Annotated in this window: 22 protein-coding genes and 1 rRNA gene; 4 read left to right on the forward strand and 19 right to left on the reverse strand. The window is 60.8% G+C overall.

Annotation, left to right across the window (positions count from 1 at the left end):
• Window positions 1-17: 17 nt before the first annotated feature.
• From A9G06_RS19900 to rph, 9 genes are all read right to left on the reverse strand, one after another.
• On the reverse strand, window positions 18-626 hold the full coding sequence (locus A9G06_RS19900) for a thiol:disulfide interchange protein DsbA/DsbL (protein ID WP_005339604.1): 609 nt from the start codon (window positions 624-626) through the stop codon (window positions 18-20).
• A 137-nt stretch (window positions 627-763) separates the two neighbouring features.
• Window positions 764-1,753, reverse strand: a complete 990-nt coding sequence (locus tag A9G06_RS19905; protein ID WP_069556368.1) for a serine/threonine protein kinase — start codon at window positions 1,751-1,753, stop codon at window positions 764-766.
• A gap of 103 nt (window positions 1,754-1,856) precedes the next feature.
• Window positions 1,857-3,308 (reverse strand): cytochrome c oxidase accessory protein CcoG, encoded by a 1,452-nt coding sequence (gene ccoG / locus A9G06_RS19910; RefSeq protein WP_005357450.1) that lies wholly within the window; start codon window positions 3,306-3,308, stop codon window positions 1,857-1,859.
• A gap of 155 nt (window positions 3,309-3,463) precedes the next feature.
• A complete protein-coding gene (locus tag A9G06_RS19915; protein WP_005339598.1) occupies window positions 3,464-3,727 on the reverse strand; it encodes a YihD family protein in 264 nt (87 codons plus the stop codon).
• A 30-nt stretch (window positions 3,728-3,757) separates the two neighbouring features.
• Window positions 3,758-4,912, reverse strand: coding sequence for a GGDEF domain-containing protein (locus A9G06_RS19920; RefSeq protein WP_005339596.1), 1,155 nt, complete (start codon window positions 4,910-4,912; stop codon window positions 3,758-3,760).
• A 127-nt stretch (window positions 4,913-5,039) separates the two neighbouring features.
• Entirely contained in the window at window positions 5,040-5,429 is a 390-nt protein-coding gene (gene cueR / locus A9G06_RS19925) for a Cu(I)-responsive transcriptional regulator (protein ID WP_069556369.1), read from the reverse strand.
• Entirely contained in the window at window positions 5,430-7,859 is a 2,430-nt protein-coding gene (locus tag A9G06_RS19930; protein WP_069556370.1) for a heavy metal translocating P-type ATPase, read from the reverse strand. It lies immediately after the preceding gene.
• A gap of 178 nt (window positions 7,860-8,037) precedes the next feature.
• A complete protein-coding gene (gene pyrE, locus A9G06_RS19935; protein ID WP_010676102.1) occupies window positions 8,038-8,691 on the reverse strand; it encodes an orotate phosphoribosyltransferase in 654 nt (217 codons plus the stop codon).
• A gap of 75 nt (window positions 8,692-8,766) precedes the next feature.
• Window positions 8,767-9,483, reverse strand: a complete 717-nt coding sequence (rph, locus tag A9G06_RS19940; RefSeq protein ID WP_005339589.1) for a ribonuclease PH — start codon at window positions 9,481-9,483, stop codon at window positions 8,767-8,769.
• Window positions 9,484-9,630: 147 nt separating this feature from the next.
• Between rph and A9G06_RS19945 the strand changes: the two genes are divergently transcribed.
• Window positions 9,631-10,494, forward strand: a complete 864-nt coding sequence (locus A9G06_RS19945) for a YicC/YloC family endoribonuclease (protein WP_005342032.1) — start codon at window positions 9,631-9,633, stop codon at window positions 10,492-10,494.
• 112 nt (window positions 10,495-10,606) lie between these two features.
• On the opposite strand, the gene A9G06_RS19950 is transcribed toward A9G06_RS19945, so the two are convergent.
• Complete coding sequence (locus tag A9G06_RS19950) at window positions 10,607-11,512, reverse strand: LysR substrate-binding domain-containing protein (RefSeq protein ID WP_069529751.1); 906 nt, start codon at window positions 11,510-11,512, stop codon at window positions 10,607-10,609.
• A gap of 120 nt (window positions 11,513-11,632) precedes the next feature.
• Between A9G06_RS19950 and A9G06_RS19955 the strand changes: the two genes are divergently transcribed.
• The gene (locus A9G06_RS19955; RefSeq protein WP_069556371.1) at window positions 11,633-12,760 is read left to right on the forward strand and encodes an S-(hydroxymethyl)glutathione dehydrogenase/class III alcohol dehydrogenase; all 1,128 of its coding nucleotides are present in this window, start codon (window positions 11,633-11,635) and stop codon (window positions 12,758-12,760) included.
• Between the two features lie 48 nt (window positions 12,761-12,808).
• Entirely contained in the window at window positions 12,809-13,645 is an 837-nt protein-coding gene (gene fghA / locus A9G06_RS19960) for an S-formylglutathione hydrolase (RefSeq protein WP_069556372.1), read from the forward strand.
• A gap of 50 nt (window positions 13,646-13,695) precedes the next feature.
• On the opposite strand, the gene A9G06_RS19965 is transcribed toward fghA, so the two are convergent.
• On the reverse strand, window positions 13,696-14,418 hold the full coding sequence (locus A9G06_RS19965; RefSeq protein ID WP_069556373.1) for a head GIN domain-containing protein: 723 nt from the start codon (window positions 14,416-14,418) through the stop codon (window positions 13,696-13,698).
• Between the two features lie 365 nt (window positions 14,419-14,783).
• Here A9G06_RS19965 and ovoA point away from each other — a divergent pair, with 365 nt between their 5' ends.
• Window positions 14,784-16,934, forward strand: coding sequence for a 5-histidylcysteine sulfoxide synthase (gene ovoA, locus A9G06_RS19970; RefSeq protein ID WP_069556374.1), 2,151 nt, complete (start codon window positions 14,784-14,786; stop codon window positions 16,932-16,934).
• Window positions 16,935-17,013: 79 nt separating this feature from the next.
• On the opposite strand, the gene A9G06_RS19975 is transcribed toward ovoA, so the two are convergent.
• From A9G06_RS19975 to rrf, 8 genes are all read right to left on the reverse strand, one after another.
• Window positions 17,014-17,964, reverse strand: coding sequence for a bile acid:sodium symporter family protein (locus A9G06_RS19975; protein ID WP_069556375.1), 951 nt, complete (start codon window positions 17,962-17,964; stop codon window positions 17,014-17,016).
• Between the two features lie 294 nt (window positions 17,965-18,258).
• The gene (locus A9G06_RS19980) at window positions 18,259-19,704 is read right to left on the reverse strand and encodes an amino acid permease (protein WP_069556376.1); all 1,446 of its coding nucleotides are present in this window, start codon (window positions 19,702-19,704) and stop codon (window positions 18,259-18,261) included.
• A 166-nt stretch (window positions 19,705-19,870) separates the two neighbouring features.
• Window positions 19,871-20,209 carry a tRNA-binding protein gene (locus tag A9G06_RS19985; RefSeq protein ID WP_069556377.1) on the reverse strand — a complete coding sequence of 113 codons (339 nt, stop codon included), beginning with the start codon at window positions 20,207-20,209 and terminating at the stop codon, window positions 19,871-19,873.
• A 61-nt stretch (window positions 20,210-20,270) separates the two neighbouring features.
• Complete coding sequence (locus tag A9G06_RS19990; protein WP_069556378.1) at window positions 20,271-21,716, reverse strand: amino acid permease; 1,446 nt, start codon at window positions 21,714-21,716, stop codon at window positions 20,271-20,273.
• A 102-nt stretch (window positions 21,717-21,818) separates the two neighbouring features.
• Window positions 21,819-22,274 carry a beta-galactosidase subunit beta gene (locus A9G06_RS19995; protein ID WP_069556379.1) on the reverse strand — a complete coding sequence of 152 codons (456 nt, stop codon included), beginning with the start codon at window positions 22,272-22,274 and terminating at the stop codon, window positions 21,819-21,821.
• Window positions 22,271-25,345, reverse strand: coding sequence for a beta-galactosidase subunit alpha (gene ebgA, locus A9G06_RS20000; protein WP_069556380.1), 3,075 nt, complete (start codon window positions 25,343-25,345; stop codon window positions 22,271-22,273). Before ebgA ends, A9G06_RS19995 begins: the two co-directional genes overlap by 4 nt.
• Before the next feature lie 321 nt (window positions 25,346-25,666).
• Window positions 25,667-26,632, reverse strand: coding sequence for a transcriptional regulator EbgR (gene ebgR / locus A9G06_RS20005; protein ID WP_069556381.1), 966 nt, complete (start codon window positions 26,630-26,632; stop codon window positions 25,667-25,669).
• Between the two features lie 165 nt (window positions 26,633-26,797).
• Window positions 26,798-26,912, reverse strand: a 5S ribosomal RNA gene (gene rrf / locus A9G06_RS20010).
• Window positions 26,913-26,939 lie beyond the last annotated feature (27 nt).

Here is a 26,939-nt window from a genome sequence, read left to right on the forward strand (position 1 = left end):
TAGACACTCAAGGGGTATCAGTCTTTCTTGGCCAGCAGGAATTGCACCAGCTTGTTGAACTGCTCTTGAGAGGTGATGGATTCAATCTTCACCATGTACTTGCCGTTCACCAGGAAGGCCGGTACACCGCGAATGTTGTAGCTCTCGGTGTTGCGATCGAACTGGGAGACCATGCCGGAGACGGCGAAGCTATCGACGGCACCGTCGAACTCTTCAGCCGGTACGCCGTTGTCCACGAAGATCTTCTTCACATCGTCACGGCTCATCGGCGGCTGACGCTGGGTGTGGATCTTGGTGAAGATGGCCGGAGTCAGCTTGGCTTCGGCATTGAGCAGGCTGGCAACAGCGTAGGCACGCTGCATCTCGGGGCCCATCTCGCGGCCGAGGAAAGCAACCGGGTTCTTCTTGAGGGGCACACCCTCTGGCAACCCGGCCTTCAACTGTTCAACGATCGGTTCGAAGGTAGCGCAGTGCGGGCAGTAGTAGGAGAAGAACTCCATCACTTCCGGCTGGGCACTGCCAGTCTGTTTGACCACATCGTAGTTGACGCCTTCCTTGAACTCGGGGGCGGCGTGAACCATGGGGATCATCAGCATGGCAGCAAGGAAAAATAGAACTTTTTTCATGATGTTTCCTGTTAAGGGATCACTGTGAGGCACGCCCGGCGAACCGAAGCAGTGCCAAGCCTATTGTTTCGCCATGCTGACGTCAATGGCCAGGGCCGGAGATCGAGTCCCGCTTGCCGCGCAAGATCCCTTCTATTTCACCAGTTTGGCATCAGACTCAGCGGCGGTGCCTTCAGCGCCTCCAGCTGATCATGCAGTGTCGCTATCTGTTGACGCCAGTAGTGATCGGTATTGAACCAGGGGAAGTGACGGGGGAAGGCGGGATCTTCCCAGCGCCGCGCCAGCCACGCCATGTAGTGAACGATGCGCATCGCTCGCAGCGGCTCGATCAGCGCCAGCTCCCGCGAGTCGAACTCCATAAACTCCTCGTAGCCCGCCAGCAGGGTGTCGAGCTGGATCTGCTGCTCGTGGCGCTCGCCGCTCAGCATCATCCAGAGATCCTGAATCGCGGGGCCGGTGCGGCAATCATCGAGGTCGACAAACATGGGACCGTCACGCCAGAGGATGTTGCCCGGGTGGCAGTCGCCATGCAGGGAGATCTGCGCCACATCCAGGGTCATGGCGTCGCTGACATGTTTAATCAGCTCGTCCAGCACCCCGAAGAATTGCTTCGCCAGCCCGCTTGGCAGCCACTCGCCAGACGCCAGCAGCTGACGCGGTTCGTGCAGCATGCTATCCACATCGAGCCGCACCCGATGATGAAACGGCTTGCTGGCGCCGATCTGATGAATGCGGCCGAGGAAACGCCCCACCCACTCCAGCTGATCGAGGTTATCCACCTCGAACTGGCGGCCACCAACGCTCTGCCAGATGGCAAAGGGGTAGCCCTCGTGCTCCTGCAGGGTCTCGCCCGCGAAGGCGAGCGGCGCGGCGACCGGGATCTCAGCCTCTGCAAGGCGGGTGGCAAACTCGTGCTCCTCGAGGATCTGGGCCCGGCTCCAGCGGCCGGGACGGTAGAACTTCACCACATAGCGGCGACGATCCTCATCCTGAAACTGATAGACCCGGTTTTCGTAGCTGTTGAGCTCGATAAGGCCGGAGTCGAGCCGCAGGCCACTGAGATCGAGCGCATCCATGATGAGGTCGGGATTGAGGTCGGAATAGTTGAAACGCATGTCATCCACCATAAGAAAGGGGCGCCGTTGCGCCCCATTCTATCACTACTGACCGCCATTGCCGTGCTCGCTGGTGACCGGACTGGTGTCACGCCCGGCCCGCCGCCACACGCAGTTACAACCGGCTGATAAACTTGCTGCCCTGGCGCAGGTTGCCCTTGCTGTCATCGGGCGCCGCCCCCTCCCGTTTCAGCACGAACTGGATATCCAGCGCCGGCCGCTTCAGGTTGTAGGGATCGACCGCCAGACTGACCGGCAGGGTGTAGATCTCGCCCGCCTTCAGGGTCACTTCACGGGGGCCGAACCACTGATACTCGGGCAAGCCCTCCACATCCAGCTGGTAGGTCTGGGACTGCAGGGTCTTGTTGAGGATCTTGAGGGTGTAGGTGTTCTCAATCAGCCCCTCGCTGTTTTCGCGGAACAGCTGGTTGCGATCCCGCAGGATATCGAGCCCCATCGGCATGATGGACATGGCGTTGTAGACAAACACCCCCAGCATCACCGCCATCACCAAGCCGTAACCTATCAGCTTGGGCCGCGCCACATGGGTGGAGTCGTTGGCCAGCTTGTGCTCTGTGGTGTAGCTGATGAGCCCTTTCGGGTAGCCCATCCGCTCCATGGTCTGGTCGCAGGCATCGACGCAGGCGCCGCAGTTGATGCACTCGTACTGCAGGCCATCGCGGATGTCGATACCGGTCGGGCAAACCTGCACGCAGAGATCGCAGTCGATACAGTCACCCAATCCCATCGCCTTGGGATCTGCCTTGCGGGAGCGGGCGCCACGGGTCTCGCCACGCTTGGTGTCATAACCGACGATGAAGGTGTCCTTGTCGAACATGGCGGACTGGAAGCGGGCATAGGGGCACATGTGGATACACATGATGGCACGCATCCAACCTGCATTTCCGTAGGTGATGATGGTGAAGAAGATCACCCAGAACAGCACCCATCCGCTGGCCTGCAGGGTGAAGAGGTCTGGCACCAGTTCAGTCACATCCTGGAAGTAGGCGACGAAGGTCAGGCCGGTTACCAGCGAGATAGCCAACCAGGCCAGATGCTTGGCCCCCTTGCGAGCCAGCTTCTCGCCGCTCCAGGGCGCCTCGTCCAGCTTGCGCCGCTTGTTGGCGGGCCCTTCCAGCTTCTCTTCAAACCAGATGAACATGAAGGTCCAGACCGTCTGCGGGCAGAGATAGCCACACCAGACCCGACCGAGGAAGGTGGTAATAAAGAAGAGTCCGAAGGCGGCGATCATGAAGAGCCAGGCGAGCAGGGTCAGATCCTGCGGCCAGATGGTGGCGCCAAAGATATGGAACTGCTGGTGACCGAGGTCGAACAGCACCGCCTGTCGCCCGTCGTAACGCAGCCAGGGCAGTAGCACGAACAGCGCCACAAAAAACCAGCCCATGGCCTTGCGCATCCGCTGCCAATACCCTTTCTGGGCCCGCACATAGATGCGGTTACCCGGGTTGAATCTGTCGTCGCTGGCTTTGAACGTATTGGGATTGAAGGTCCCGGTTACGCCCTTGTCGGTGACGTCCTTGATATCGATTTTATCGTGGTCGGCCATTGCAAGACATCGCTCCCTTATTTGTTATGGAGCGGATTATATCTTAAACAGCATGCTAATTGTGTGGATTAGATGTATCTAATATTGGGGTTGGATCGCAATTTTCGGCAACAAAAAAGCGCATCACCACGAGGTGATGCGCTTCCGCTAAAGATTCACTTGATTCCGCGAGCCTTGAGCAGTGCCTCTTTGAAATCGGGCACATGATCCTTGGCCAGACCGGGGATCATCGCCTGCTTGTCGGATTCCCGCATCTTGAGGTGATAGATCAGCATGTCGTCGGTCAGCTCGGACAGAGGCCCTTCAAATCCCGCTTCTTGGGCCAGTTTGGCAACAAACTGCACCAGGCTGAGATCCTGTTCCTTGATCCAGGCAGGCTGCAACAACTCCAGCAGCTCTTCGATACGATGACATTGCATAGACAACCTCTTTAATCTGTCACGTTAAATTCAGGCAACCTTACCCATCAAGGCTACTTCGATTCGATCCCGCCCATTATGCTTGGCCTGATAGAGGGCCGCATCCGCTTTTTGGATCAAATCGGCGATTTTCATGCTGTTGTCCGGTATCAGTGTCGCAACACCAAAACTACATGTGACCCGACCGGAGACCAGTGACTTCTGGTGCGGGATGGCCAGCTCCTTGAGCGCCTGCCGCACATTGTCCGCCACCTGCAACGCCCCCTGCATGCCGGTGCAGGGCAGCAGCAAGGCGAACTCTTCGCCCCCGTAACGGGCCGCCAGATCGTCCTCGCGCCGCTCCACCTCGGCCAGCAGCCCCGCCACCTGTTGCAGGCAGTCATCCCCCAGCTGATGGCCGTAGAGATCGTTGAACTGCTTGAAGTAATCCACATCCACCAGCACCAGCGACAACGGCGCCCGGGCGCGATGGCAGCGCCGCCAGGCCCGCTCCAGAGAGTCGTCGAGATGGGCGCGGTTGGCGATGCCGGTCAGGCCGTCGAGGCGGGAGGTGAGGCGCAGATGCTCGGAGACCGCCTTTAGTTCGGCAACCAGCTCGGCGTTGGAGAAACGGTGGTGGAGCGAGGCGATCTGATCCCGCCGCATCCGGCGCAGCAGGGTCGGCAGAAAGACAAACAGATAGCCCGCCAGCATGCAGGAGACGATGCGTTCCTGCTCGTTGCCATTGCCCAGCTCGAACAGCATCGCCATACCCAGCGGCAAGGCGGAACCATAGAGGGTGCGGCGGCTGCCAAACAGCATGATGGCGCTGCCGGTAAGAATGAGGCTGGAGAGCATCATCATGGCGGCCCGGTAGGTATCGGGCAGCTTGTCCATGTAGAGCAGCACCCCGAGGGCCCAGATGATGGAGGTGATGGTGGCTCCGATAAAGAGCTCCCGCTCCAGCACCGGCAACGGCGTCTGGTGCAGGCGGGCTCGACGCCAGCGCAGGTGCCAGCCCCGGCCCAGCAACCACAGGAAAGTGCCTGCCAGCCAACCGAGCGCTTCGATGGCGGGTAGATAGTCGTGAAACAGCAGACTCCAGCCAAATGCCAACACGCCCAAACAGGGGAGACTGAACGATGCATGGGTATAGAGCTGGGCCATAATGGCCTGCTTAACCTGGCGTGTCACACTCTGGGTCAACTGAGTACTCCTGTACAAGAGCCGAGCAGTCTACCATTACCCCCTGACCTGCAACAATAAAGCGCCTCTTATTAAGAAGTTAATCAATCAATAACGATTTCTTCTGCGCTGGCAGGTGAGTCTTTGCTCACCCCTTCTCCAATTCGTCGAGGATCGGGCACTCGGGATTTTCATCCCCGTGGCAGCAGCAGACCAGCCCTTCCAGGGAGGTAAGCATGGCCTGCAGCCCGGCAATGCGGGCGCGCAGATCGACGATCTTCTCCTGCGCCAGCTTCTTCACCTGGGCGCTGGTTCTGTGCTCGTTCCGATAGAGCGCCAGCAGCTCCTGACACTCCTCCAGATTGAAGCCGGTCTCCCGCGCCCGCTTGACGAAACGCAGCTCACGCAGCGCCCCCTCGGTGTAACTGCGATAACCGTTGTCACTGCGTACCGGGGCTGTGATGAGGCCAATGCTCTCGTAATAACGGATGGTCTTGGCGGTCAGCCCCGTGGCCTTGGCAACCTTGCTGATGTTCATTTATGCCTCCTTACTGATCGGGTTGGATGCTGGCCCGTGCGCCGCCCTGGGCTGCCAGCGTTTCAATAACAGGGAATTGCTCAATACTGTGATGCTGCTCAGGGCCATGGCCGCCCCCGCCAGCTCGGGGCTCAGGTAGCCCAGCGCCGCCAGCGGAATGCCGATGATGTTGAATACGAAGGCCCAGAACAGATTCTGCTGTATGGTGCGCCAGGTCGCCGCCGAGATATCGATGGCATCGGCCACCAACCGCGGATCAGAGCGCATCAGGGTGATGGAAGCAGTCTCCATCGCCACGTCCGAGCCGGAGCCCATGGCGATGCCGACATCCGCCGCCGCCAGCGCCGGGGCATCGTTCACCCCGTCCCCCACCATGGCCACCAGCCCGCGAGTTTGCGCCCGCAGCGCCTCCACTTTCTCCACTTTGCCAGCAGGCAGCACGGAGTCGAAGGCCCCGACCAGCCCCAGCTTGGCGGCGATATGGGCCACGGGGGCCGGCGCGTCGCCGCTCACCAACCAGCTGGCAATGCCGCGCTGACGCAGAGTGGCGATGGCTTCCGGGCTCTCGGGGCGCAGGGTATCGGCCAAAGCCGCTATGCCAGCCACCGCACCATCGATGGCCACCCAAACCCGAGTCGCGCCATCGGCGGCTTGTTCATCCTGTTTCGGCTGATCAATGCCGAGCTGGGCCAGCAGGGAGCCATTGCCGATGGCGACCGTGTGGCCGGCGACCTGACCGACAATACCGGCACCAACCCGCACCTCGACAGCTTCCGGCTGGGGCAGCACCGCCTCTTTGCCGACCGCCTCGCGCATCGCCAGCGCCAGCGGGTGTTCACTCGCCTGCTGCAGGGCTGCAGCCAGATACAACTGCTCAGCAGTGCCGCTCCAGCTGGCCAGCACGGGCTTGCCTTGGGTCAAGGTGCCTGTCTTGTCGAAGATAAGCGCCTTGATAGCGTGGGCCTTCTGCAGGGTATCCACATCCTTGATCAGAATGCCGTGGCGCGCCGCCACGCCGGTACCGGTGACGATGGCCGCAGGCGTTGCCAGCCCCAGCGCACAGGGACAGGCGATCACCAGCACCGCCACCGCCGCCAGCAGCGCCTGAGCGAAGTCGTTGCTGATGGCGTACCACACCAGCAGGGTGAACAGGGCGATGGCCATCACCACCGGCACAAACACGGCAGAGACCTTGTCCACCAGTTGTTGCAGCGGCGCCTTGCCCATCTGGGCGCTCTCCACCAATGCGATGATCTTGCTGAGGCTGGAGTCCTCCCCCACCGTGGTGGCTTCGATCTCCAGCACGCCGGAGCGGTTGATGGCACCGCCCAGCACCTTATCGCCCGCACTGCGCGGCACCGGCAGGCTCTCACCGGTGAGGATCGACTCGTCCAGCTCGCTGGCGCCGCTCAAGATTTTGCCGTCCACCGGCACCCGCTCACCCACCAGCACCCGCAGCCGATCGCCACGCAGCACCTCGTCGATGGCGACGCTTTGCCAGTTCTCGCCACGCCAGACGGTGGCTGTTTCCGGCCGCAGCGCCATCAGTTCGCGAATGGCGGACTGGGTGCTGCGGCGGGCTCTCGCCTCCAGCAGTTTTCCCAACGAAATCAGGGTAATGATGATGGCGCTCGCCTCGAAATAGAGCTTGCCGCTGGCGGCCATCCCCAACGTCAGCAGCAGATAGAGGCTGTAGAAGTAGGCGGCGCTGGTACCGGTTGCCACCAGCACATCCATATTGGCTGCGCGGTTCTTGATGGCAAGCCAGGCGCCGCGATAGAAACGGGCCCCGATCCAGAACTGCACCGGGGTGGCGAGCACCAGCTCCAGCCAGGCGGGTAGATGCCAGGGGAACAGTCCGGCCATGGCCAGCATCCCCACCAGCAGCGGCAACGTCAGCAAAGCCGAGACGATGACCCGGGTTTGCGCCTGACGGGCTGTGGCGGCCTCCTGCGCTTCCCGCTCCAGCAACTGCTGGCGGCGGCCGCTGGCCGAGCCTTGTGCCAGCTGGGCACCAAAGCCGAGCGCTTCGATCTGCTCGCGCAAAGCGGCCGGGGTCTGCATCCCGGGGACCAGCACGATCCGGGCCTGTTCGATGGAGAAGTTGACCTCGGCCGAGATAACGCCGGGCAGCGCGACCAGCATCTTGTTCAGTCGGGCCGAACAACCTGCGCAACTCATGCCGGTAATTTGAAACAAAAAGGTCTCGCTGCCGTAGTCGTAACCCTGACTCTTGATGCTGTCGAGCACCGCAGGCAGGCGATCGGGGCTGGCCAGCTCGATGGCCGCCTGCTCCAGCGCGAAGTTGACGGTGGCCGATACCCCGTCGAGTTTGTTGAGACTGGCTGCGATGCGGCCTGCACAGTTGGCGCAGCTCATGCCGCTGAGCGGCAACTGCAGATGAATGGGTGATTGAAGATGAGTGGTCATGTTGTTCCTCCCCGGAACCCGTCGGCACCACAAAACGCCGACTGGCAAACCCTAACCTTTACTGTAAGGGCAAGCTCAAGCCACATGATCCACTTTTTGCAGATGAAAAAACGGCACCCGTTTGCTGCCAGAGAGCAAACGGGCGCCGCATTCAGCTATTGCGCGGTGTGAGCGGAGCTCAGATACCGTACTGGGCGCGATAAGCCTTCATGGCCGCCAGTTGCGCCGCCAGCTCCGGCTGCTCGGCCTGCTTCTCCTCCAGATACTGGATCAAGTCGCTCATCTGGATGATGGCGATGATGTGAGCGCCGTAGTCACGCTCCACCTCCTGAATGGCGGAGAGCTCGCCCTTGCCCTTCTCCTGACGGTCCAGCGCGATCAGTACGCCCGCCAGCGAGGCGCCGTTGGCCTGGATCAGATCCATGGATTCACGGATGGCGGTGCCGGCGGTGATGACATCGTCCACCAGCATGATCCGTCCCTTGAGCGGGCTGCCCACCAGATTGCCACCCTCGCCGTGATCCTTTGCCTCCTTGCGGTTGAAGCACCAGGGCACGTCCACATCGTGCTGCTCCACCAGCTGTACGGCGGTGGCGGAGGCGATGGGGATCCCCTTGTAGGCCGGACCAAACAGCACATCAAACTCGATACCGGCATCCATCAGAGCGGCGGCATAGAAGCGGCCGAGACGGGCCAAATCGCGGCCGCTGTTGAACAGACCGGCGTTGAAGAAGTAGGGGCTTTTACGACCGGATTTCAGGGTAAATTCACCGAATTTGAGGACCTGTTTTTCCAGGGCGAACTCGATAAATTGACGCTGGTAGGCTTTCATTCTGGCTCCTTGCTTGGCTTGTCGTTTACTTGTGTGGGGGTATAAAAAAACGCGGTCAATGCCGCGTTTTTAAAATCAGGAGAGCGACTGCTTCTGCAGCGCAATGATGTCGGCAATGCCGCCCTTGGCGAGCGCCAGCATCTCCAGCAGCTCTTCATGGGTGAAGGGCTCGGCCTCCGCGGTGCCCTGCACCTCGATGATGCGACCATCTTCGGTCATCACCACGTTCATGTCGGTCTCGGCGGCGGAGTCTTCGATGTACTCCAGATCGCAGATGGCTTCGCCCTGATACATGCCGACGGAGACGGCGGCGATCATTTGCTTGAGCGGGCTCTGCTTGATCATGCCCTTCTCGACCATCCAGTTCAGCGCATCCACCAGCGCCACGCAGGCACCGGTAATGGAAGCAGTGCGGGTGCCGCCATCGGCTTGCAGCACGTCACAGTCAACTGTGATGGAGTGCTCGCCCAGCGCAGTCAGGTCTACCGCCGCGCGCAGGGAGCGGGCGATCAAACGAGAGATCTCCAGAGTACGGCCACTCTGCTTGCCGGAGGCCGCTTCGCGGTTCATCCGGGAGTGGGTGGAGCGCGGCAGCATGCCGTATTCGGCAGTCACCCAGCCCTGATTCTTCCCTTTCAGGAAGCGCGGCACGCTGGTGTCGACGCTGGCGGTGCAGAGCACGCGAGTGTTACCGAACTCCACCAGCACTGAGCCTTCTGCATGTTTGGTGAAATTGCGGGTAATGGTAACCGGGCGAAGTTGCGCGGCACTGCGATCGCTTGGACGTGACATGGAACGGACCTCTGGGCTGGCTCAAATTGGCGGGGGATTATAAGTGATCCCGCCCCAAATATCAGCCGCTAAAACCACGGCATCGGCTGACGAGCAGGGTCGGGCTGAGTATACTGGCCGCACACTTCATCAAGCCCGGAACAATCAATGATTCACAGCATGACCGCCTACGCCCGCAAGGAATTCAAGGGCGACTGGGGCACAGCCGTTTGGGAAATTCGTTCGGTAAACCAGCGCTATCTGGAGACCTACATTCGTCTGCCGGAGCAACTGCGCAGCCTGGAACCGGTACTGCGTGAGCGTTTCCGCGCCAAACTGCAGCGCGGCAAGGTGGAGTGCAACCTCCGTTTCGAGGCTGCTCAGGCCGCAGCCAGCCAGCTGCACATCAATGAAGAGCTGGCCAAGCTCATCATCGACAGCGCCAGCTGGGTAATGAAAGAGGCGGGTCAGGGCCAACTCAACCCGGTCGACGTACTGCGTTGGCCGGGCGTCATGGCTGCCGCCGAGCAGGACATGGACGCGGTCGCCACCGAGCTGCTCGGCGGGTTTGACCAGACCATGGAAGATTTCCTCGCCTCCCGCGCCAGCGAAGGGGCCAACCTCAAGGCGCTGATCGAACAGCGTCTGGCCGGTATTCAGGTGGAAGTGAAGAAGGTGCGCGTCCACCTGCCGCAGATCATCGAATGGCAGCGCCAGAAGCTCACCGACCGTCTGGCCGAAGCCAAGGTGGAGCTGGATCCTGCCCGCATCGAGCAGGAGATCGTGCTGCTGGCCCAGAAGATCGATGTGGCCGAAGAGCTGGATCGTCTGGAGATGCACATCAGCGAGACCAACAAGATCATGAAGAAGGGTGGCGCCTGCGGTCGTCGTCTCGACTTTATGATGCAGGAATTCAACCGCGAGTCGAACACGCTTGGCTCCAAGTCCATCAACGCCGAAGTGACCCAGTCCGCCGTCGAGCTGAAGGTCCTCATCGAGCAGATGCGCGAGCAGATCCAGAACATCGAGTGATGGGTCACTGACCATCCGGTTGTTACCTGCAAAAGAGCCCTTGATTCCTCAAGGGCTCTCTTATTTTCAGGCCATGAGATTTCCACCAGTGAGCCAACGAGCGAGAGAAGCCCTAGCCTATCGGCATCACCAGTGCCGGTTGGTGAGGGTCGCTCAGCCGCTCGGCCAGATAGTCCACCAGCAGCCGCACCTTGGGGGAGAGGTGGCGGTTATGGGGATAGAGGGCCCAGATCCCCTCCGCCGGCGCTCGCAGTTCCGGCAGCAGTTCGATCAGCTCCCCCCGGGCCAGATGGTCGCTGACGTAGTAGTCCGGCAGCTGGATGATGCCAATCCCCTTGAGCGCCGCATCCAGCAGGGCGTGGCCGCTGTTGCACTGCAACAGGCCGTGCACCCGCACGCTGTGGGGGCGACCATCCAGGGTGAAGTGCCACTCGTCACTGTTGCCCACCAGACAGGTGTGGCGAGTCAGCTCGGAGAGGCTGTTGGGCATGCCGTGACGGGCGGTGTAAGCCGGTGAGGCGCAGACATAGGGCACCCGCTGTGCCAGCTTGCGCGCCACCAGCGTCGAATCCTTGAGATGGCCGAGCCGCAGCGCCAGATCGTAGCCTTCGTGCACCAGATCCAGCAGCTGGTTGGTGAGGTTGAGGGTCACCTCCAGCTGGGGGAAGCGCACTATGAAGTCGTTCACCAGCGGAGCAATGCGGCTCTCGCCGTAGGAGACGGGGGCCGTAATGCGCAGCGACCCTTGCGGCACCGCCTGATGGCGCCCCACCGCCAGCTCCGCCTCGTAGAGGTTGTCCAGCAGCTGACGACAGTGGCGATAGTAGATCTCGCCAAGCTCGGTGAGTCGCACCTGACGGGTGGTGCGCAGCAGCAGCTTGGCCTGCAGCCTGTCCTCCAGCTGTGCCACCTGACGGCTGACTTGCGCCACCGACACTCCCAGCTTGCGCGCAGCCGGGGTAAAGCCCCCCTGCTCCGCCACGCTGACAAATTCACAGATCCCTTCCCAGCCGAACATTATTACCTGTGTGTAAAAGTGATTTGAGATTTGCCCTCATTATCACCAAATCGGCGGGAAACTACACTGACTGTCCGAACTCATCTCTGTTCACCCTGCTCAACAAGAAGGATGTCATTCATGGCACAGGTTAAAAGCATCAAGTGTAAAGCCGCCATCGCCTGGGGCCCGGGTCAGCCCCTCTCCATCGAAGAAGTAGAAGTCATGCCACCCCAAGCGGGCGAGGTGCGGGTGCGCATCGTCGCGACCGGCGTTTGCCACACCGATGCCTTCACCCTCTCCGGTGAGGATCCGGAAGGGGTCTTCCCCTGCATCCTCGGCCACGAGGGGGGCGGCATCGTCGAATCCGTTGGCGAAGGGGTCACCAGCGTCAAGGTGGGCGATCACGTGATCCCGCTCTACACCCCCGAGTGCGGCGAGTGCAAATTCTGCAAGTCCGGCAAGACCAACCTCTGCCAGAAGATCCGCGCCACCCAGGGCAAGGGGCTGATGCCGGACGGCACCACCCGCTTCTCGAAAGATGGTCAGCCCATCTATCACTACATGGGCACCTCCACCTTCAGCGAATACACGGTACTGCCGGAGATCTCCATCGCCAAGGTGGACCCGGCCGCCCCGCTGGAAGAGGTCTGCCTGCTCGGTTGCGGCGTCACCACCGGCATCGGCGCCGTGATGAACACCGCCAAAGTGAAAGAGGGTGAGAGCGTCGCCATCTTCGGGCTGGGGGGCATCGGCCTCTCGGCAGTGATCGGTGCCCGTCTGGCCAAGGCCGGTCGCATCATCGCCATCGACATCAACGAGAGCAAGTTCGAGCTGGCCCGCAAGCTGGGCGCGACCGACTGCATCAACCCGAACGATTACGACAAACCGATTCAGGAGGTGATCGTCGAGCTGACCGATGGCGGCGTCGACTTCTCCTTCGAGTGCATCGGCAACGTCAAGGTGATGCGTGCGGCGCTGGAGTGCTGCCACAAGGGTTGGGGTGAGTCGGTCATTATCGGTGTGGCCGGAGCAGGTCAGGAGATCAGTACCCGTCCGTTCCAGCTGGTCACCGGTCGGGTCTGGCGCGGCAGTGCCTTCGGCGGGGTTCGCGGTCGCAGCGAACTGCCGAGCTATGTACAGCGCTATATGCAGGGTGAGTTCCGCCTCGATGACTTCATCACCCACACCATGCCGCTGGAACAGATCAACGAGGCGTTCGATCTGATGCACCAAGGCAAGAGCATCCGCACCGTCATCCACTACTGAGCATGATCGCCCCGCCCGCCATCGTGGGCGGGGTACAGGAGTCCTTCGATGAATCTGGAGATTATCAGCAGCAACAAGAGCTTCGGCGGCTGGCACAAGCGCTATCGCCACCACGCCAGCGTGCTCGGCTGCGAGATGAATTTTGCCATCTATCTGCCGCCTCAGGCCCTCACCGGCCAGAAGGTGCCCGTACTCTACTGGCTCAGCGGCCTCACCTGCACCGATGAGAACTTCATGCAGAAGGCGGGTGCCCAGCGCATCGCCGCCGAGCTGGGCATCGCCCTGGTGGCGCCGGACACCAGCCCCCGCGGCGACGGGGTGGCAGACGATCCCGGTTATGACCTCGGCATGGGGGCAGGCTTTTACGTCAATGCCAGCCAGAGCCCCTGGCAGGCTCACTACCAGATGTATGACTACGTCACCCGCGAGCTGCCCGATGTGATAGAGACCCACTTCCCGGTCTCGACCCGGCGCGCCATCAGCGGCCACTCCATGGGCGGTCACGGTGCGCTGATCGCCGCGTTGCGAGAGCCGGGTCGCTACCGCTCGGTGTCGGCCTTCAGTCCGATCTGCCACCCGAGCCGCTGCCCCTGGGGCCAGAAGGCGCTCGGGGCGTATCTCGGCAGCAATCCTCTGCTATGGCAGGAGTGGGATGCCTGCCAGCTGCTGCGCCACCAGCCGGTCACACCGCTGCCCACCCTGGTGGATGTGGGGCTGGATGATCCCTTCCTCGCCGAGCAGCTGCATATCGATGCGCTGGTCGAGGTGGCGGCCAGCAAGGGGTGGCCGCTGGAGCTCAACCGCCACGAGGGCTATGACCACAGCTACTACTTCGTGGCGAGCTTTATCGAGGCGCACCTGCGCTTTCACGCCCGCCACCTCTGATCAACACAGGCCCGTCACGGGCCTGTTTCAGTTGTGGTGATCGGTTGATATCAGCTGCCTGCTCGGGTCACTCCGCCGGAGCCCACGATCTGCTGCTCCACCTCGGGATCGCCCCAGTAGGCGATGTTGCCTGAGCCGGCGATGCCGACTTTCAGCGTCTCCTGCGCCCTTACAGCCACATCACCGCTGCCGGCGATATTGACCTCTACCTCGTTGCCGCGCATCTCGCTCCCGAGCACGTCGCCAGATCCGGCAATGTTCAGCTCGATGGCCTGTGCCGAACCGCTGCCCAGCTCCAGACTGCCGGTGCCAGCGATATTCCCTTCCAGCCGTTTCAGCTCCAGCTGACTGGCGACGATGTCACCGGTACCGGCCACCGACAGCACCAACGAATCCCCCTTGAAGCCGCTCAGATCGCCGTTGCCGGTCCCGGCCAATGCCAGTTCGTTCAACACCGGCAAGGTGATGGTCAGCTCCAGCGGCTCGGTAGGATCGAGCCGGTAACCCTCCTTCACCTCGATCTCCAGCTTGTCGCCGCTCTCGGTCAGCTCCAGATAGGGCAGCAGGTTCTCCTGCCCCTTGATCAGGATACCGCGCGGCTCCCCCGCTACCAGATGGAGGGTAGCAGGCACCCCCGCCAGCACCCGGGTCACCCCGTCACCAAGCGCCTGCTGGCGCTCGACCACAGCCCCCGCGCCGGTCACTCTGGTCTGATCCAGCCAGTGACACCCACTGAGCCCCGCCATCAACATGACAACCATCATCCATTTCATCGCTACTCTCCTCCTTATGTGTTGGCCATCCAGGGCCGATTGGTTTTCATGCTTTGCAAAGCGTGAGCCAAAAATTAACTTAATGATTCAAAAGGAAATAACCATTAAACCCAGAACAAACCGAAGAATTTGGAGAGTTATTTAGACCATATTCTGGTGAAAACAACCATTCTCGAACGGATATGATTGTGGCTGATTGGCGGATCGCCTTGCCGGTCACTATGCTGGCAGCCCGCAGAAGTTTTTGATTGCCGTACCGGTCTGTTGAGCCAATAGTGGTACTTCGTGCGTACCAAGCTCTCCATTGCGGTAATGTCATTACCACTGTGTCTTGTCAGTTTTCACTGCCAACAAGGAGTCAGAGCGTGATCCAAGCAAGCCCTCTCTATGCCACCGCCACCGGTCTGCCGGAACCGACTCGCACCCCGCTGCTGACCGGCAGCGATCCCGAGCAGAAACGGCGCGAGCTGCTCACCTACTTTTGCCAGACCTTCGATCTCTACGATTCGCTGTTCGACTGTCTGGCCGATGAGCGGGCCTGGTTCAACAAGGCGATCCCGCTGCGCCATCCGCTCATCTTCTACTACGGCCACACCGCCGCCTTCTTCATCAACAAACTGCTGGCGGCGCGCCTGATCGACCAGCGGCTGGATGCCCGCATCGAGGCCATGGTCGCCATCGGGGTAGACGAGATGAGCTGGGACGATCTGGACGAGACCCACTACGACTGGCCCAAAGTCAGCGAGCTACGCAGTTATCGGGCCAAAGTCCGTTCGCTGGTGTGCGATTTCATCCGCCAGATGCCGCTCACCCTGCCCATCGACTGGCAGAGCCCTGCCTGGGTGATCCTGATGGGGATAGAGCACGAGCGCATCCACCTCGAGACCTCCAGCGTGCTGATCCGCCAGTTGCCGCTCGCCTGGGTGCGGCCGCAGCCTTATTGGCCCGCCTGCCCCGAAGCCCACCACCGCATTGATCAGGTGCCCACCAACAGCCTGCTGCCGGTGGCCGGCGGCAAGGTGCGCCTTGGCAAGCGGGACGCCACCTACGGCTGGGACAACGAATATGGCGAGCGCCATATCGAGCTGGCCCCGTTTCAGGCCAGCCGCATGCTGGTGAGCAATGCCGAGTACCTCGCCTTCGTCCAGGTGGGCGGCTACGACCAGCAACAGTGGTGGGATGAGGAGGGATGGGGCTGGTGCAAGTACGCCAAGGCGCAGATGCCCACTTTCTGGGTGGGTGATCATGCCGAGCCCGGGCAGTTGCAACTGCGGCTGATGACCGAGCAGGTCGCCATGCCATGGGACTGGCCAGTCGAGGTCAACCAGCTGGAAGCGGCCGCCTTCTGTCGCTGGAAGGCGGCCCAGACCGGACTCCCCATCCAGCTGCCGAGCGAGGCAGAATGGATGCTGCTGCGCGAGCAAGTTCCCGGCGATCAGCCGGACTGGACGGAGGCCCCCGGCAATATCAATCTGGCCCGCTTCGCGTCGTCCTGCCCGGTGGATGCCTGCCCACAAGGGGAGTTCTTCGATCTGGTGGGCAATGTCTGGCAGTGGACCAGCACCGCCATCGATGGCTTCGACGGCTTTAAAATCCACCCGCTCTACGACGACTTCTCCACCCCCACCTTTGATGGCAAGCACACCCTGATCAAGGGCGGCAGCTGGATCAGCACAGGTAACGAAGCGCTCAAATCATCCCGTTACGCCTTCCGGCGTCACTTCTTCCAGCATGCGGGTTTCCGCTATCTGGTCTCCCGTTATCAGGAACCCGTTATCGTGAATCCCTATGAAACCGACACGCTGGTCGCTCAGTACCTCGACTTCCAGTACGGCCCGAGCCACTTCGGGGTAGCCAACTACGCCAAGACGCTTGCTGATCTTGCTGGCGAGCTGTGCAGCAACCACCAGCGGGCGCTGGATATCGGCTGCGCCACCGGCCGCGCCAGTTTCGAACTGGCTCGCTACTTCCAGCATGTGGACGGGGTGGACTACTCGGCCCGCTTCATCGATGTGGCGCTGGCCCTCGCCAGTCAGGACAGTTTCCGCTACGCCATTCCGCTGGAGGGTGAACTGGTGGAGTATTGCGAGGCGCGCCTGTCGAGCCACGGGCTGGGGGCGAGTCAGGCTGAGCGCATCCACTTCAGTCAGGGGGATGCCTGCAACCTCAAGCCCAAATATGACCACTACGATCTGGTGCTCGCCTCCAACCTGATCGACCGGCTGCGGGAGCCCGCCCGCTTCCTGCGGGATATCGCTCCCCGGCTGCGCAGCGGTGGCCTGCTGGTGCTCACCAGCCCCTATACCTGGCTGGCGGAATATACCCCGCCCGCCAACTGGCTCGGCGGCATTCGCGAAAACGGCGAGGCACTCACCACCTATCAAGCGCTGCAACGGCTGCTGGCGGCCGAGTTCGAGGAGCACTGCCCGCCGCGGGATGTGCCTTTCGTCATCCGCGAGACCGCCCGCAAATACCAGCACACGGTGGCGCAGCTCACCGTCTGGCGCAAACGCTAATCCGCCGGTCGGCATGCAAATGAGAAGAGGGAGGCCAACGGGCCTCCCTCTTGTTATGGCAGTCAAAACGGCGCGAGTATCAATCTCCCCGCTCGTGATAGCGGCGCGCCAGTACGGCGCAGACCATCAGCTGGATCTGGTGGAAGATCATCAGCGGCAAGACCATGACACCGACGCTGGCGGCGGGGAACATGACGTTGGCCATCGGCACCCCGTTGGCGAGGCTCTTCTTGGAGCCGCAGAAGACGATGGTAATCTCGTCCGCCTTGTCGAAGCCGAGACGACGGCTGATCCAGACGTTCCAGCAGAGCACCAGCGCCAGCAAGATGCAGCTCAGCAACACGATACTGGCCAGATCGTACCAGCCGACCTGATGCCAAATGCCCTGCACCACCGCCTCGCTGAAGGCGACGTAGACCACCAGCAGGATGGAGCTCTGATCCAGCTTGCCGATGAGCGGGCGATGGCTATCGACCCAGCGACCGATGAGCGGACGCGACAGGTGGCCCACCACAAACGGCAGCATCAGCTGCATCATGATGGACTGGATGGAGTGCCAGGTGTCGATCCCCTCCCCCTGCACGTGGATCATCATCCCCACCAGCACCGGCGAGAGGAAGATTCCGAGGATGCTGGAGGCCGAGGCGCTGCACACCGCCGCCGACACATTGCCCCCCGCCATCGAGGTGAAGGCGATGGCCGACTGCACGGTGGCAGGCAGGGCACAGAGATAGAGGAAGCCGAGGTAGATGGCCGGGTTCAACCAGCTCGGCACCAGCGGGGTGAGCAGCAGCCCGAGCAGCGGAAACAGTACGAAGGTGCTGAGCATCACCACCAGATGAAGCCGCCAGTGGCCGAGACCCGCCAGCAGGTTCTGGCGCGACAGCTTGGCGCCATGCATGAAGAACAGGAGCGCCACCGCCAGCTTGGTCAGCAGACCGAACCAGACAGCCACCTGCCCCTCGCAGGGAAAGAGGGAGGCCAGAGTGACCACCGCAATCAGCACAACAGTAAAGGGATCCAGACGCACGAAAGGTCTCCATCAGAAGGGCATCCAGCTGCCGTGGCGGCAGTCAGGATTGGGGAGGACAAGAAACAGAGCGGGAGATGTCTGGCACCTCCCGCTAAAACGAACCTCCAGCTTACCCCGATAACGGAGAGGCGCAAAGTTGAGCGGCGAATAATTGTTCATCAATGCTTAACGCCGTCGCCATATCGAGCAGCAAAAGTTGACGATGAAACGGCCCTGATAGCTCCCAAACGGCGAAAATGGATAAAAAAACGGGCGACCAAGGCCGCCCGTTCCGCTTTTTCGCTCAGCCGATCAGCGCTGGCTGGCCAGCGTGCCGTTGCCGGTTTTCTTCTCATTGCCGCCGAGCTTGCGGGCCTGCCGCTTCTCGAAGCGGGAGATCCACCAGTAGGCCAGCGCCGAGAAGACCGCGGTCATAAAGACGTTGATGAAGAAGGCGCGCACCAGATCCACCCCGGCCGGGAAGGCGGAGGCGCTCATGCTCACCACGAAGATGGCGATCAGCACCGACACCACGCTCATCCCGAACTTGCGCGACCCCATGCGGAAGTCGCGGGGGGTGTCGTCATGTTTCCAGCGGAACACGAAGTAGGCCACCATGATGAAGATCGGCGGCAACATAGCGGTACCGGCGGTGAGGTTGATGGCGGTGTTCATCATCTGCTGCACCGACTCGGAGCCGAAGCCGTTGACCACCAGCATCGCGAACACGAAGACAAACTGCCACCAGGCGGCGCGCACCGGCACGCCGTGCTCGTTGAGCTGGGTGGTCTTCTCGCCGTAAACCCCCTGCGGGATCTCGGAGAAGTGGATCTTCACCGGCGCCGAGGTCCACATCATCATGGAGCCGAACATGGCGATAAACAGCACCACGCCGACGAAGCGGCCAACCAGCGCCTCGGAGAGCCCGAAATACTGCGCCATGCCGGTGAAGATCTCCACCATGCCGCCGGCATAGGTGAGGCTCTCGCGCGGCACGAACACGTTCACCAAAAGGGAACCGACCGCATACATGGCACCGATGACGATACCGGCACTGATGATCACCTTGATGAAGGACTTCTGGCCCCCCTTCACGTCATTGAGGTAGGCCGCCGCCGTCTCGGCACCACCCGCCGCCTGAAAGATCCAGCACATGATGCCGAGCGTCGCCCAGTTGACGGTGGGGGTCATCGCCTCCAGGGTGATGGGCTGGGCCGGCACATGATCGCCACTCAGGGCCATCAGGGCGCCCAGCACATAGATGGCGAACAGGGCAAACACACCGTAGGCCACTATTTCGGCAATTTTGCCGAGCCAGCTCGCCCCCTTGGTGGAGATATGGGTCGCCGCCGCAAACAGCACGATTGAGATGATCGAAGTGACCATGGGCGAGAAGCTGTACTCATAGCCCAGCATGGCGTAGGAGGCGTAGGCGATGACGTTGGGCAGCAGGGAGACGAACCAGAACAGGTTCACGAACCAGTAGAGAAACGAGCCCAGATAGGCCATCCGGGTGCCGAGCGGTTTTTTCAGCCAGTCGTACATCCCCGACTCGGAGTTTTTATTGGCCGAGACGAACTCGGCGATGATGAAGACGAACGGGATGAAGTAGACGATGGTCGCCAGCAGGAAGATGGGGGCGGAGCTGAGCCCCAGCTCGATGTTGTTGTTGACGATGTTGCGCACGTTGAACACGGCGGCAAAGGTCATCGACAACAGGGCAAACTTGCCTATGGTGCCGCGTACGGATTCAGACATGGTGTCCTCCAGTGGACTCGCACTCCCTGCGGGGAGCGCTGTGACTCTGTGATGTGTTCGGCAAGGGTCTGTCGGCCCCGCACTTTACTCTCTTGTTATGAGCGGGCCGCGTGGACGGCCTCGTTGGTGAACCGGTGCCGTCTCCCGCACCGGCTCGCAATACCATTCAGACGATCGGGGTGCCCGGCGCCATCGGCACCCGCGGTTGCAACAGCACGCTCTGGCTCTCGTCCGGGGTCTCGGCGCAGAGCAACATGCACTCGGATCGCTCGCCGCGCATCCTGGTGGGCTTGAGGTTGGTCACCACCACCACCTCGCTGCCCATCAGCTCCGCTTCGCTGTAGTAGGGCACCAGACTGGTGACGGTCTGCAGCGGCCGCTCACCACCCACATCGATCTGGACGATGTAGAGTTTGTCGGCCCCGGGATGGCACACCACCTCCAGCACCTTGCCCACCTTCATCTCGACCCGTTTGAATTCGGCAAACTCGATCGTCTCGCTCATGCTATTTTCCTTTTCTGGTTCAACGGTTTGTGGGTGGCCAACGGCCAATTCAATGCAGTGGCTATGGCGTCTGCATGGCAACCTGCGCTGTCGGCTGGGCCTCTTTGGCACGCGCTTCGGCATTGAGAGAGGCCTCGTATCTGTTGTATTTCCACCAGGCGAAGCCGAGGAAAATCACGATCCCGCCGACGTTGTAGAAGATGATGGTCATGATGTCGGCGCCGGTCGGGAAGGTGGAGGCGAGGAAGCCCACCGAGAAGATGGCGATCAGCACCGAGACCACGACGATGCCGGTGGTGCGCGACCCCATCTTGAACTCCCGCGGCAAGTGGTCGAGCTTCAGCCGCAGATTGAGGTAGGCCAGCATGATGAACAGCGGCGGCAGCATGGAGGCGGCAGCGGTCATGTTGATGACGGTGTTCATCAGATCCTGCGCTGTGTTGGAGCCCAGAGTCGGGATCACCATCAGCGGCAGCACGATAAGGTACTGGATCCAGGCTGCACGGGCGGGCACGCCGTTCTCGTTCAGCTCGACCGTCTTCTTGCCGAAGATGCCGGCCGGGATCTCGGAGAAGAAGATCTTCACCGGAGTCGCCGTCCACATCAGCAGGGAGCCGAACATGGCGGTGAAGGAGACCAGACCCACGAAGCGGTTCATCAGGATCTCCGGCAAGCCGAAGTAGGCCGCCAGCCCTTCAAACACCTGCACCGAGCCGCCGGTATATTTCAGGGTGCCGCTCGGTACGAACACGTTGATCAACAGCGAGGCGATGGAGTAGAGCACGCCGATAAAGATCCCGGCGATGATGATCACCTTCACGAATGACTTGGAGCCACCCTTCACGTCATTGACGTAGACCGCCACCGACTCGGCGCCACCGGCCGCCATAAAGATCCAGGTGGTGATGCCCAGAAACGCCCAGCTGAAATCGGGGATCATCGCCCCTACCGTGATGGGGTCGGCTGGCTGCACGCCGCCCACCAGAGCCGCACCTGCCAGCAGGATGTAGGAGAGGGTCAGCAGCAGCATCAGGGACGAGGTCACCGAGGTGATGGGCCCCAGCATCTTGGCGCCGTTGGTGGAGACGTAGGTGGCAAAGGCGAACAGCACCATGCTCAATGCCGTGGTCGCCACCGGGGTGAGAATGTACTCGTAACCGAGGAAAGCATAGGAGGCGTAGGCGATGACCCGCGGCAGCAGCGAGGTGAAGAAGAACAGGTTCACGAACCAGTAGGTGTAGGCGGAGATAAAGGCCCAGCGCCCGCCGAGGGAGCTCTTCACCCAGGCATAAACACCCGCTTCGGAGTTCTTATTCAGTGACACAAATTCCGCAATGATCAGGCAAAACGGAATGAAGTAGAAAATGGTGGCCAGAAAGAACATCGGGGCCGAGGCCAGACCGATTTCGATGTTGTTGTTGATGACGTTGTTAAAGCTGAATACCGCCGCGAAGGTGAGCGACAGCAGACCAAACTTGCCTATCGTATTGCGTTTGGAATCAGACATGGTGCATCTCCAGACCTGTAATTATTGCTGCGAAAGAGCGGGGCATGATTTGTAGGGTGAGCCCCGCCCTTCCGGCTTTGTCAGTGCAGAACCGGCGGCTTGTTATTTGTTCTTGAAGTAGCCGCCTTCGACGGTGACCTTGATGATCACCTTTCGCACCGGCCCGTCGCCGACGAACCGGTAGGCTTCATCGTTCTCGAAGATCACCACCTGACCGTTGCCGACTTTCTGGCGCTCACGCACCTCACCGGCCAGCCACTCGCGGTCGGTGGTGTCGTCATAGGCCTGCTCGACCCGCAGCTCGCTCTTGGCTGCCCACTCCACCGTCTCTTCCCCTTCCAGGTAGTAGTGAACGTCGAAGTAGCGGCGCTGCCCCTCAAACAGTGAGGTGGCCGGGCTGGCCCCCTCCTGCAAGCGGTAGGTGAGGGAGTCACCGATGGAGTGGCAGATGCCGGGCTTGAGGTTTGGCAGGTTGTTGATGGCCTCCACGCAGCGGCCCCACTTCTTGCCTTCCCGGTAGATGTTTTTGAACAGGGTCAGGTTGTCCAGGGTGATCATGCGAGGTTCCTCCCGCCGTTGATGGTGAGATCGAGCCCGGCCAGCGCAGCCGGATTGAGGTTGCCACGGGCGATGGGGAGCAGGGTCAGGCCGAAGCTGAACGGCTCGAAGCGCACCCGCCAGGAGTCCAGCACCTCGGAGCCCCAGGAGTTGGAGCCGAGCCCCAGCACCTTGTGATCCAGATTGAGGGTGAGATAACCGCAGGGCTCCAGCTCGTTGATGTGCTGCGCCGCGTGGATATGCTCCCAGCTGTAAGGCCAGACGCTCAGATTGATGGGGGCATCGGGTCGCACGTAGAGACCGGCACCGTGGCGGTTGGTCAGGGTCGCCCAGCGCACCTGCTGGCGGTTGCCGTTGTCCTGCGGGAAGGGGTAGTGCTCCCACATCTCGCTGACTGTGCTCTGGAAGCTGTCGATCCAGTTGCTCTGGCGGCTATCTTGATAGTTCTCCCCCGGCCCCATGCCGTAGTAGTGCACCCGGTCGAGATCCTGACGAATGCCCAGCTCGAAGCCGATCTTGGGGATGATGTCGTCATAACCGCCGTAGGGCTGACCGGACAGTGCCACGTGCAGCTGACCGTTCGGGCTCAGGGTGTAGACGTAGCGGCAGCGCATGCCGAAGTCGAACACCGGCGGCGCGATCAGGCTCTCCACCGTCACCTCGACCGCGTCACCCAGCTGGCGCCAGCTTAAGGTGCGGAAGTGCTCCTGCATGATCTGCAGGTGGTTCGGGTGCCACAGGCTCTCGTACTCCTGCTTGTGGTTGTCGATCATCGGCTTGAAGAAGGTGAGGCGTGGGGCTCGCTCGATAAGCTCATTGCCATCCTGCTGCCAGCTCACCAGCTTGCCGTCGAGGCGCGAGAAGCGCAGGACGAAGCCGCTGCCGCTCAAGGTCAGCGCGAGGCGCTCATCGGCAATCTGCAGCGCAGTGGCATTGGGGTTGGCAAAGGGCTGCAGCTGGCGAGTCGACTCTTTCAGCTGGAACTGATACTGGCCCAGCTCGTGCTCCGCCGCGCTATAGCGGGTGGCGCTGGCCTTGATGACCCGCAGCTGGACGAAGGTTTCCCGCCCATCGAGGAATGGCAGTTCGAGTTTCAGCTCAGTGGTGGCACCGGGATCAATCCCTTCCAACCGGATTTGCTGGCTGGCCAGTAGTTCGCCTTCGGCCTTCACCTCGACCAGCAGGCGGATGTCGTCGAGAGTGGAGAACCAGTAGCGGTTTTCCACCGCCAGCTTGCCGCTCGCCAGATCCAGCGCCCGCACCTTGACCGGGCAGATCACCTGCTTGTATTCGCGCAGGCCAGGCCCCGGGGTCTGATCCGGATAGATGAGACCATCCATGCAGAAGTTGTAGTTGTTGGGGTAGTCGCCGTAATCGCCGCCGTACTTGTAAACGGCGCGCCCCTGCTCGTCCTGATCCAGAATGCCGTGATCGCACCACTCCCAGATGTAGTGACCTTGAATGTGGGGATGACGGTCGAACACCTGCTGATATTCGCTGAGGCCACCCGGGCCGTTGCCCATGGCGTGGGCGTATTCGCAGAGGATGCGCGGCTTCGCCATCGGGAACTCGCCAAAGCAGTTCATCTGGGAGACGCGGGAATACATGGTACTGACCACGTCCACCACCTCGGCATCGCGATCCTCTTCGTAGTGCACCAGCCGGGTCGGGTCGATCGCCTTGCAGCGCTGGTACATGGCTCTGATGTTGCAGCCGTAACCGGACTCGTTGCCGAGCGACCAGATGATGATGGAGGGGTGGTTCTTCTGGGCGTGCACGTGGCGCTCGATACGATCCACGAACACCGGCTCCCAGAAGGGGTCGTCGGTGATGCGGCTGAGATCGCCGACGTTGGCAAAACCGTGGGTCTCCACGTCGGTCTCCGCCATCACGAACAGACCGTACTGGTCGCACAGCTCGTAGAAACGCGGGTCGTTCGGGTAGTGGGCGGTGCGCACCGAGTTGAGGTTGTGCTGCTTCATCAGCACGATATCTCGCTCCACCCGATCCATGCCGACCGCGCGGCTCTTGAGGTGGTCGTTGTCGTGACGGTTCACCCCGTGCAGCTTGAGGTAGTGGCCGTTGACGTAAAAGAGGCCATCCTTGACCTTGATTTCACGTACCCCGACCCGCTGCGGGATCACTTCCAGCAGCTCGCCCTGACCGTTGTAGAGGGAGAGTTGCAGCTGATAGAGGTAAGGATCTTCGGCACTCCAGAGATGGGGGTGGGCCAGATCCAGCGTGAAGCGGCAATCACACTTGCCGTCGATGGCGAGATGATCGAGCGAGCCGCTGGCGATCTCGCGGCCCTGATCCAGCAGGGACCAGACCAGACGGTGATCACGGGCGGGCGCACCAAGATTTTCCAACTGAATGTCGCAGCTCAGGGTGGCGCTTTGATTGTCATCCGCCAGCGCGGTGCGGATGAAGAAGTCCTGCACATGGGCGGCCGGTTTGCCCACCAGATAGACGTCGCGGAAGATTCCCGCCATCCACCACATGTCCTGATCTTCGATATAGGTGGAGTCAGCCCACTGCATCACCCGCACCGACAACAGGTTCTCGCCAACCCTGGCGTAGGCGCTGATATCGAACTCGGCGGTGAGACGGCTCCCCTTGCTGAAACCGACATAGTGGCCGTTCACATAGACCTCGAAGTAGGTCTCCACCCCGTCAAACTTGATGATCACCTGCTCGCCGTCCCAAGCCGGGCTCAGCGTGAAGCTGCGCTGATAGGCGCCGGTGGGGTTGTTGGTCGGCACGAAGGGGACGTCGATGGGGAAGGGAAAACCTTCGTCGGTGTACTGCAGCTGACCATGTCCTTCCATCTGCCACATGTTGGGCACTGTGATCTGGCCCCACTCGCTCATGGGGCTGTGATAGAAGGCCTCCGGCACCTGCAGGGGGTGGTCGAAGTAGTGGAACTGCCACTGGCCGCCAAGGCTCAGAAAACGGCGGCTCAGCTCGCGCTGCATGGTGGCCGCCAGCGCGTGGTCGGCATAAGAGAAGAAGTAGGCGCGCGGGGCCAGCCTGTTTTCACCAACGAATTGGACGTTTTCCCAGTTATTCACATGTCCTCCCGGAACAAGGCAACTTTGACTGGGTAAACTTTAGATAAACATTTACTAAATATCAGCTTTGAATTGGTAAAGTTTTAACCTGATCACAATGAACAGATGGTTTTGTGAGCGAGATCAGAAGCGGGAGATAAAGGAAGGCAAGATATGGATGAGTGGCATGGATGTTGATAGTAGCTGGCTGAGCTGCAATAAAATCAACTATAAAACAATATGATATGAAGTTTTTGGATGATATGGGAAAGAGGTTTGCTTGGGAGAGGAGTCGCACCACCGCAAGATGGCGCGACTAAAAAGCAGAATATTTTACTAAAATCAGCGAGTAGTGCCGCGCAGGGTCAACTTGCTCGGTACCAGCACCCGGAGTGGAATATCACGCTCGTCACGCAGCCGTTCGACCAACAGATTGACTCCCTGGGAGCCCATCAACTCGGAGTGGATCCGCACCGTAGAGAGCGGCGGGAAGGTGAACTTGGCGGTCGGAATATCGTTGACGCTGATAAGCTCGATCTGCTGGGGAATCGCCAATCCCTTCTCATGGATGGCACGCAGCACACCAATGGCGATGGAGTCGGAGGCGACAAACAGCGCCTTGGGCCAATCCCCTGCCAGCATCTCCTTCGCCAACTGGTAGCCGGAGGCGCTGGAGAAGTCCCCACGATAGAGATCGCTCTCCTGCACCACCCCTAGCCGCTGGCCATAATCCCGGAAGGCCAGTTCGCGCAGATCCGGATTCTCGTCCTGGCCACCGATATAGCCGATGCGCTGGTGCCCCTGCGCGATGAAGTAATCGACTACCTGCTGGCTGATCAGAGCGAGATCCACATCGACCGAGTCGAACTCTCCCTGTGAACGGCAGTCGACAAACACCAGCTGGCCGGAACAAGCCCTGAGTTGGGCGAGGCGCTCGGCTGTTAGGGTGCCGACCACCAGAATGCCATCCACAGCGCTCAGTTCGCGCCCTTCACCGCAGTTGTAGAGATGGGTCAGTTCGATATTGAGGCGGGCACTCTGGGTCTCGATACCATAACGGATGGCGAGATAGTAAGGGTCGTTGACCTCGGTACTCTGGGGATAGGCATAGACCACCAGAAAGTGCAGTTTGCTCTTGTGTATCCCCTTGCGGGCGCTGCTGGTCTTGTACTCCAGCCGTTCGGCAATCTCGAAGATCCGCTGCTTGGTCTCTTCCTTGACGCTCAGGCTGGGATCCTCGTTCAGTACCCGGGATACCGTGGCGAGAGAAACCCCCGCTTCCTGTGCAATTTCCTTCAACGTAGCCATCAATACCTCGCTGGCAGCATCACGTGTTAATCGGCAACGGCTAAAGAGTAACGGGCAATCCCTTGATAGCCCAGCACTTTTACTAAAATGCCGGCGGCAGTGCAGTTTTTTGGAAGACAGAAATGCAAAAAGGCCTCCCGAATGGGAGGCCTCTTCTAAATAGGTGCCTGACAGTGTCCTACTCTCGCATGGCGAATGCCACACTACCATCGGCGCTACCGCGTTTCACTTCTGAGTTCGGCATGGGATCAGGTGGTTCCACGGCGCTATTGCCGTCAGGCAAAAGCTTTTAAAACTAACTTGAAAA

The sequence above is a fragment of the Aeromonas sp. DNP9 genome (genome assembly GCF_001728955.1).
Classification (GTDB): Bacteria; Pseudomonadota; Gammaproteobacteria; order Enterobacterales; family Aeromonadaceae; genus Aeromonas; species Aeromonas veronii.

Bases quoted from the DNA above. Each gene is read 5' to 3' on its own strand.
- A9G06_RS19900 (WP_005339604.1), bottom strand. From the start codon at position 626: ATGAAAAAAGTTCTATTTTTCCTTGCTGCCATGCTGATGATCCCCATG.
- A9G06_RS19985 (WP_069556377.1), bottom strand. From the start codon at position 20,209: ATGAGCGAGACGATCGAGTTTGCCGAATTCAAACGGGTCGAGATGAAG.
- pyrE (WP_010676102.1), bottom strand. From the start codon at position 8,691: ATGAAAGCCTACCAGCGTCAATTTATCGAGTTCGCCCTGGAAAAACAG.
- A9G06_RS19955 (WP_069556371.1), top strand. From the start codon at position 11,633: ATGGCACAGGTTAAAAGCATCAAGTGTAAAGCCGCCATCGCCTGGGGC.
- ebgR (WP_069556381.1), bottom strand. From the start codon at position 26,632: ATGGCTACGTTGAAGGAAATTGCACAGGAAGCGGGGGTTTCTCTCGCC.
- rph (WP_005339589.1), bottom strand. From the start codon at position 9,483: ATGTCACGTCCAAGCGATCGCAGTGCCGCGCAACTTCGCCCGGTTACC.
- A9G06_RS19965 (WP_069556373.1), bottom strand. From the start codon at position 14,418: ATGAAATGGATGATGGTTGTCATGTTGATGGCGGGGCTCAGTGGGTGT.
- A9G06_RS19995 (WP_069556379.1), bottom strand. From the start codon at position 22,274: ATGATCACCCTGGACAACCTGACCCTGTTCAAAAACATCTACCGGGAA.
- A9G06_RS19990 (WP_069556378.1), bottom strand. From the start codon at position 21,716: ATGTCTGATTCCAAACGCAATACGATAGGCAAGTTTGGTCTGCTGTCG.
- fghA (WP_069556372.1), top strand. From the start codon at position 12,809: ATGAATCTGGAGATTATCAGCAGCAACAAGAGCTTCGGCGGCTGGCAC.
- cueR (WP_069556369.1), bottom strand. From the start codon at position 5,429: ATGAACATCAGCAAGGTTGCCAAGGCCACGGGGCTGACCGCCAAGACC.
- A9G06_RS19980 (WP_069556376.1), bottom strand. From the start codon at position 19,704: ATGTCTGAATCCGTACGCGGCACCATAGGCAAGTTTGCCCTGTTGTCG.
- A9G06_RS19950 (WP_069529751.1), bottom strand. From the start codon at position 11,512: ATGTTCGGCTGGGAAGGGATCTGTGAATTTGTCAGCGTGGCGGAGCAG.
- A9G06_RS19930 (WP_069556370.1), bottom strand. From the start codon at position 7,859: ATGACCACTCATCTTCAATCACCCATTCATCTGCAGTTGCCGCTCAGC.
- A9G06_RS19945 (WP_005342032.1), top strand. From the start codon at position 9,631: ATGATTCACAGCATGACCGCCTACGCCCGCAAGGAATTCAAGGGCGAC.
- ccoG (WP_005357450.1), bottom strand. From the start codon at position 3,308: ATGGCCGACCACGATAAAATCGATATCAAGGACGTCACCGACAAGGGC.
- A9G06_RS19915 (WP_005339598.1), bottom strand. From the start codon at position 3,727: ATGCAATGTCATCGTATCGAAGAGCTGCTGGAGTTGTTGCAGCCTGCC.
- A9G06_RS19905 (WP_069556368.1), bottom strand. From the start codon at position 1,753: ATGGTGGATGACATGCGTTTCAACTATTCCGACCTCAATCCCGACCTC.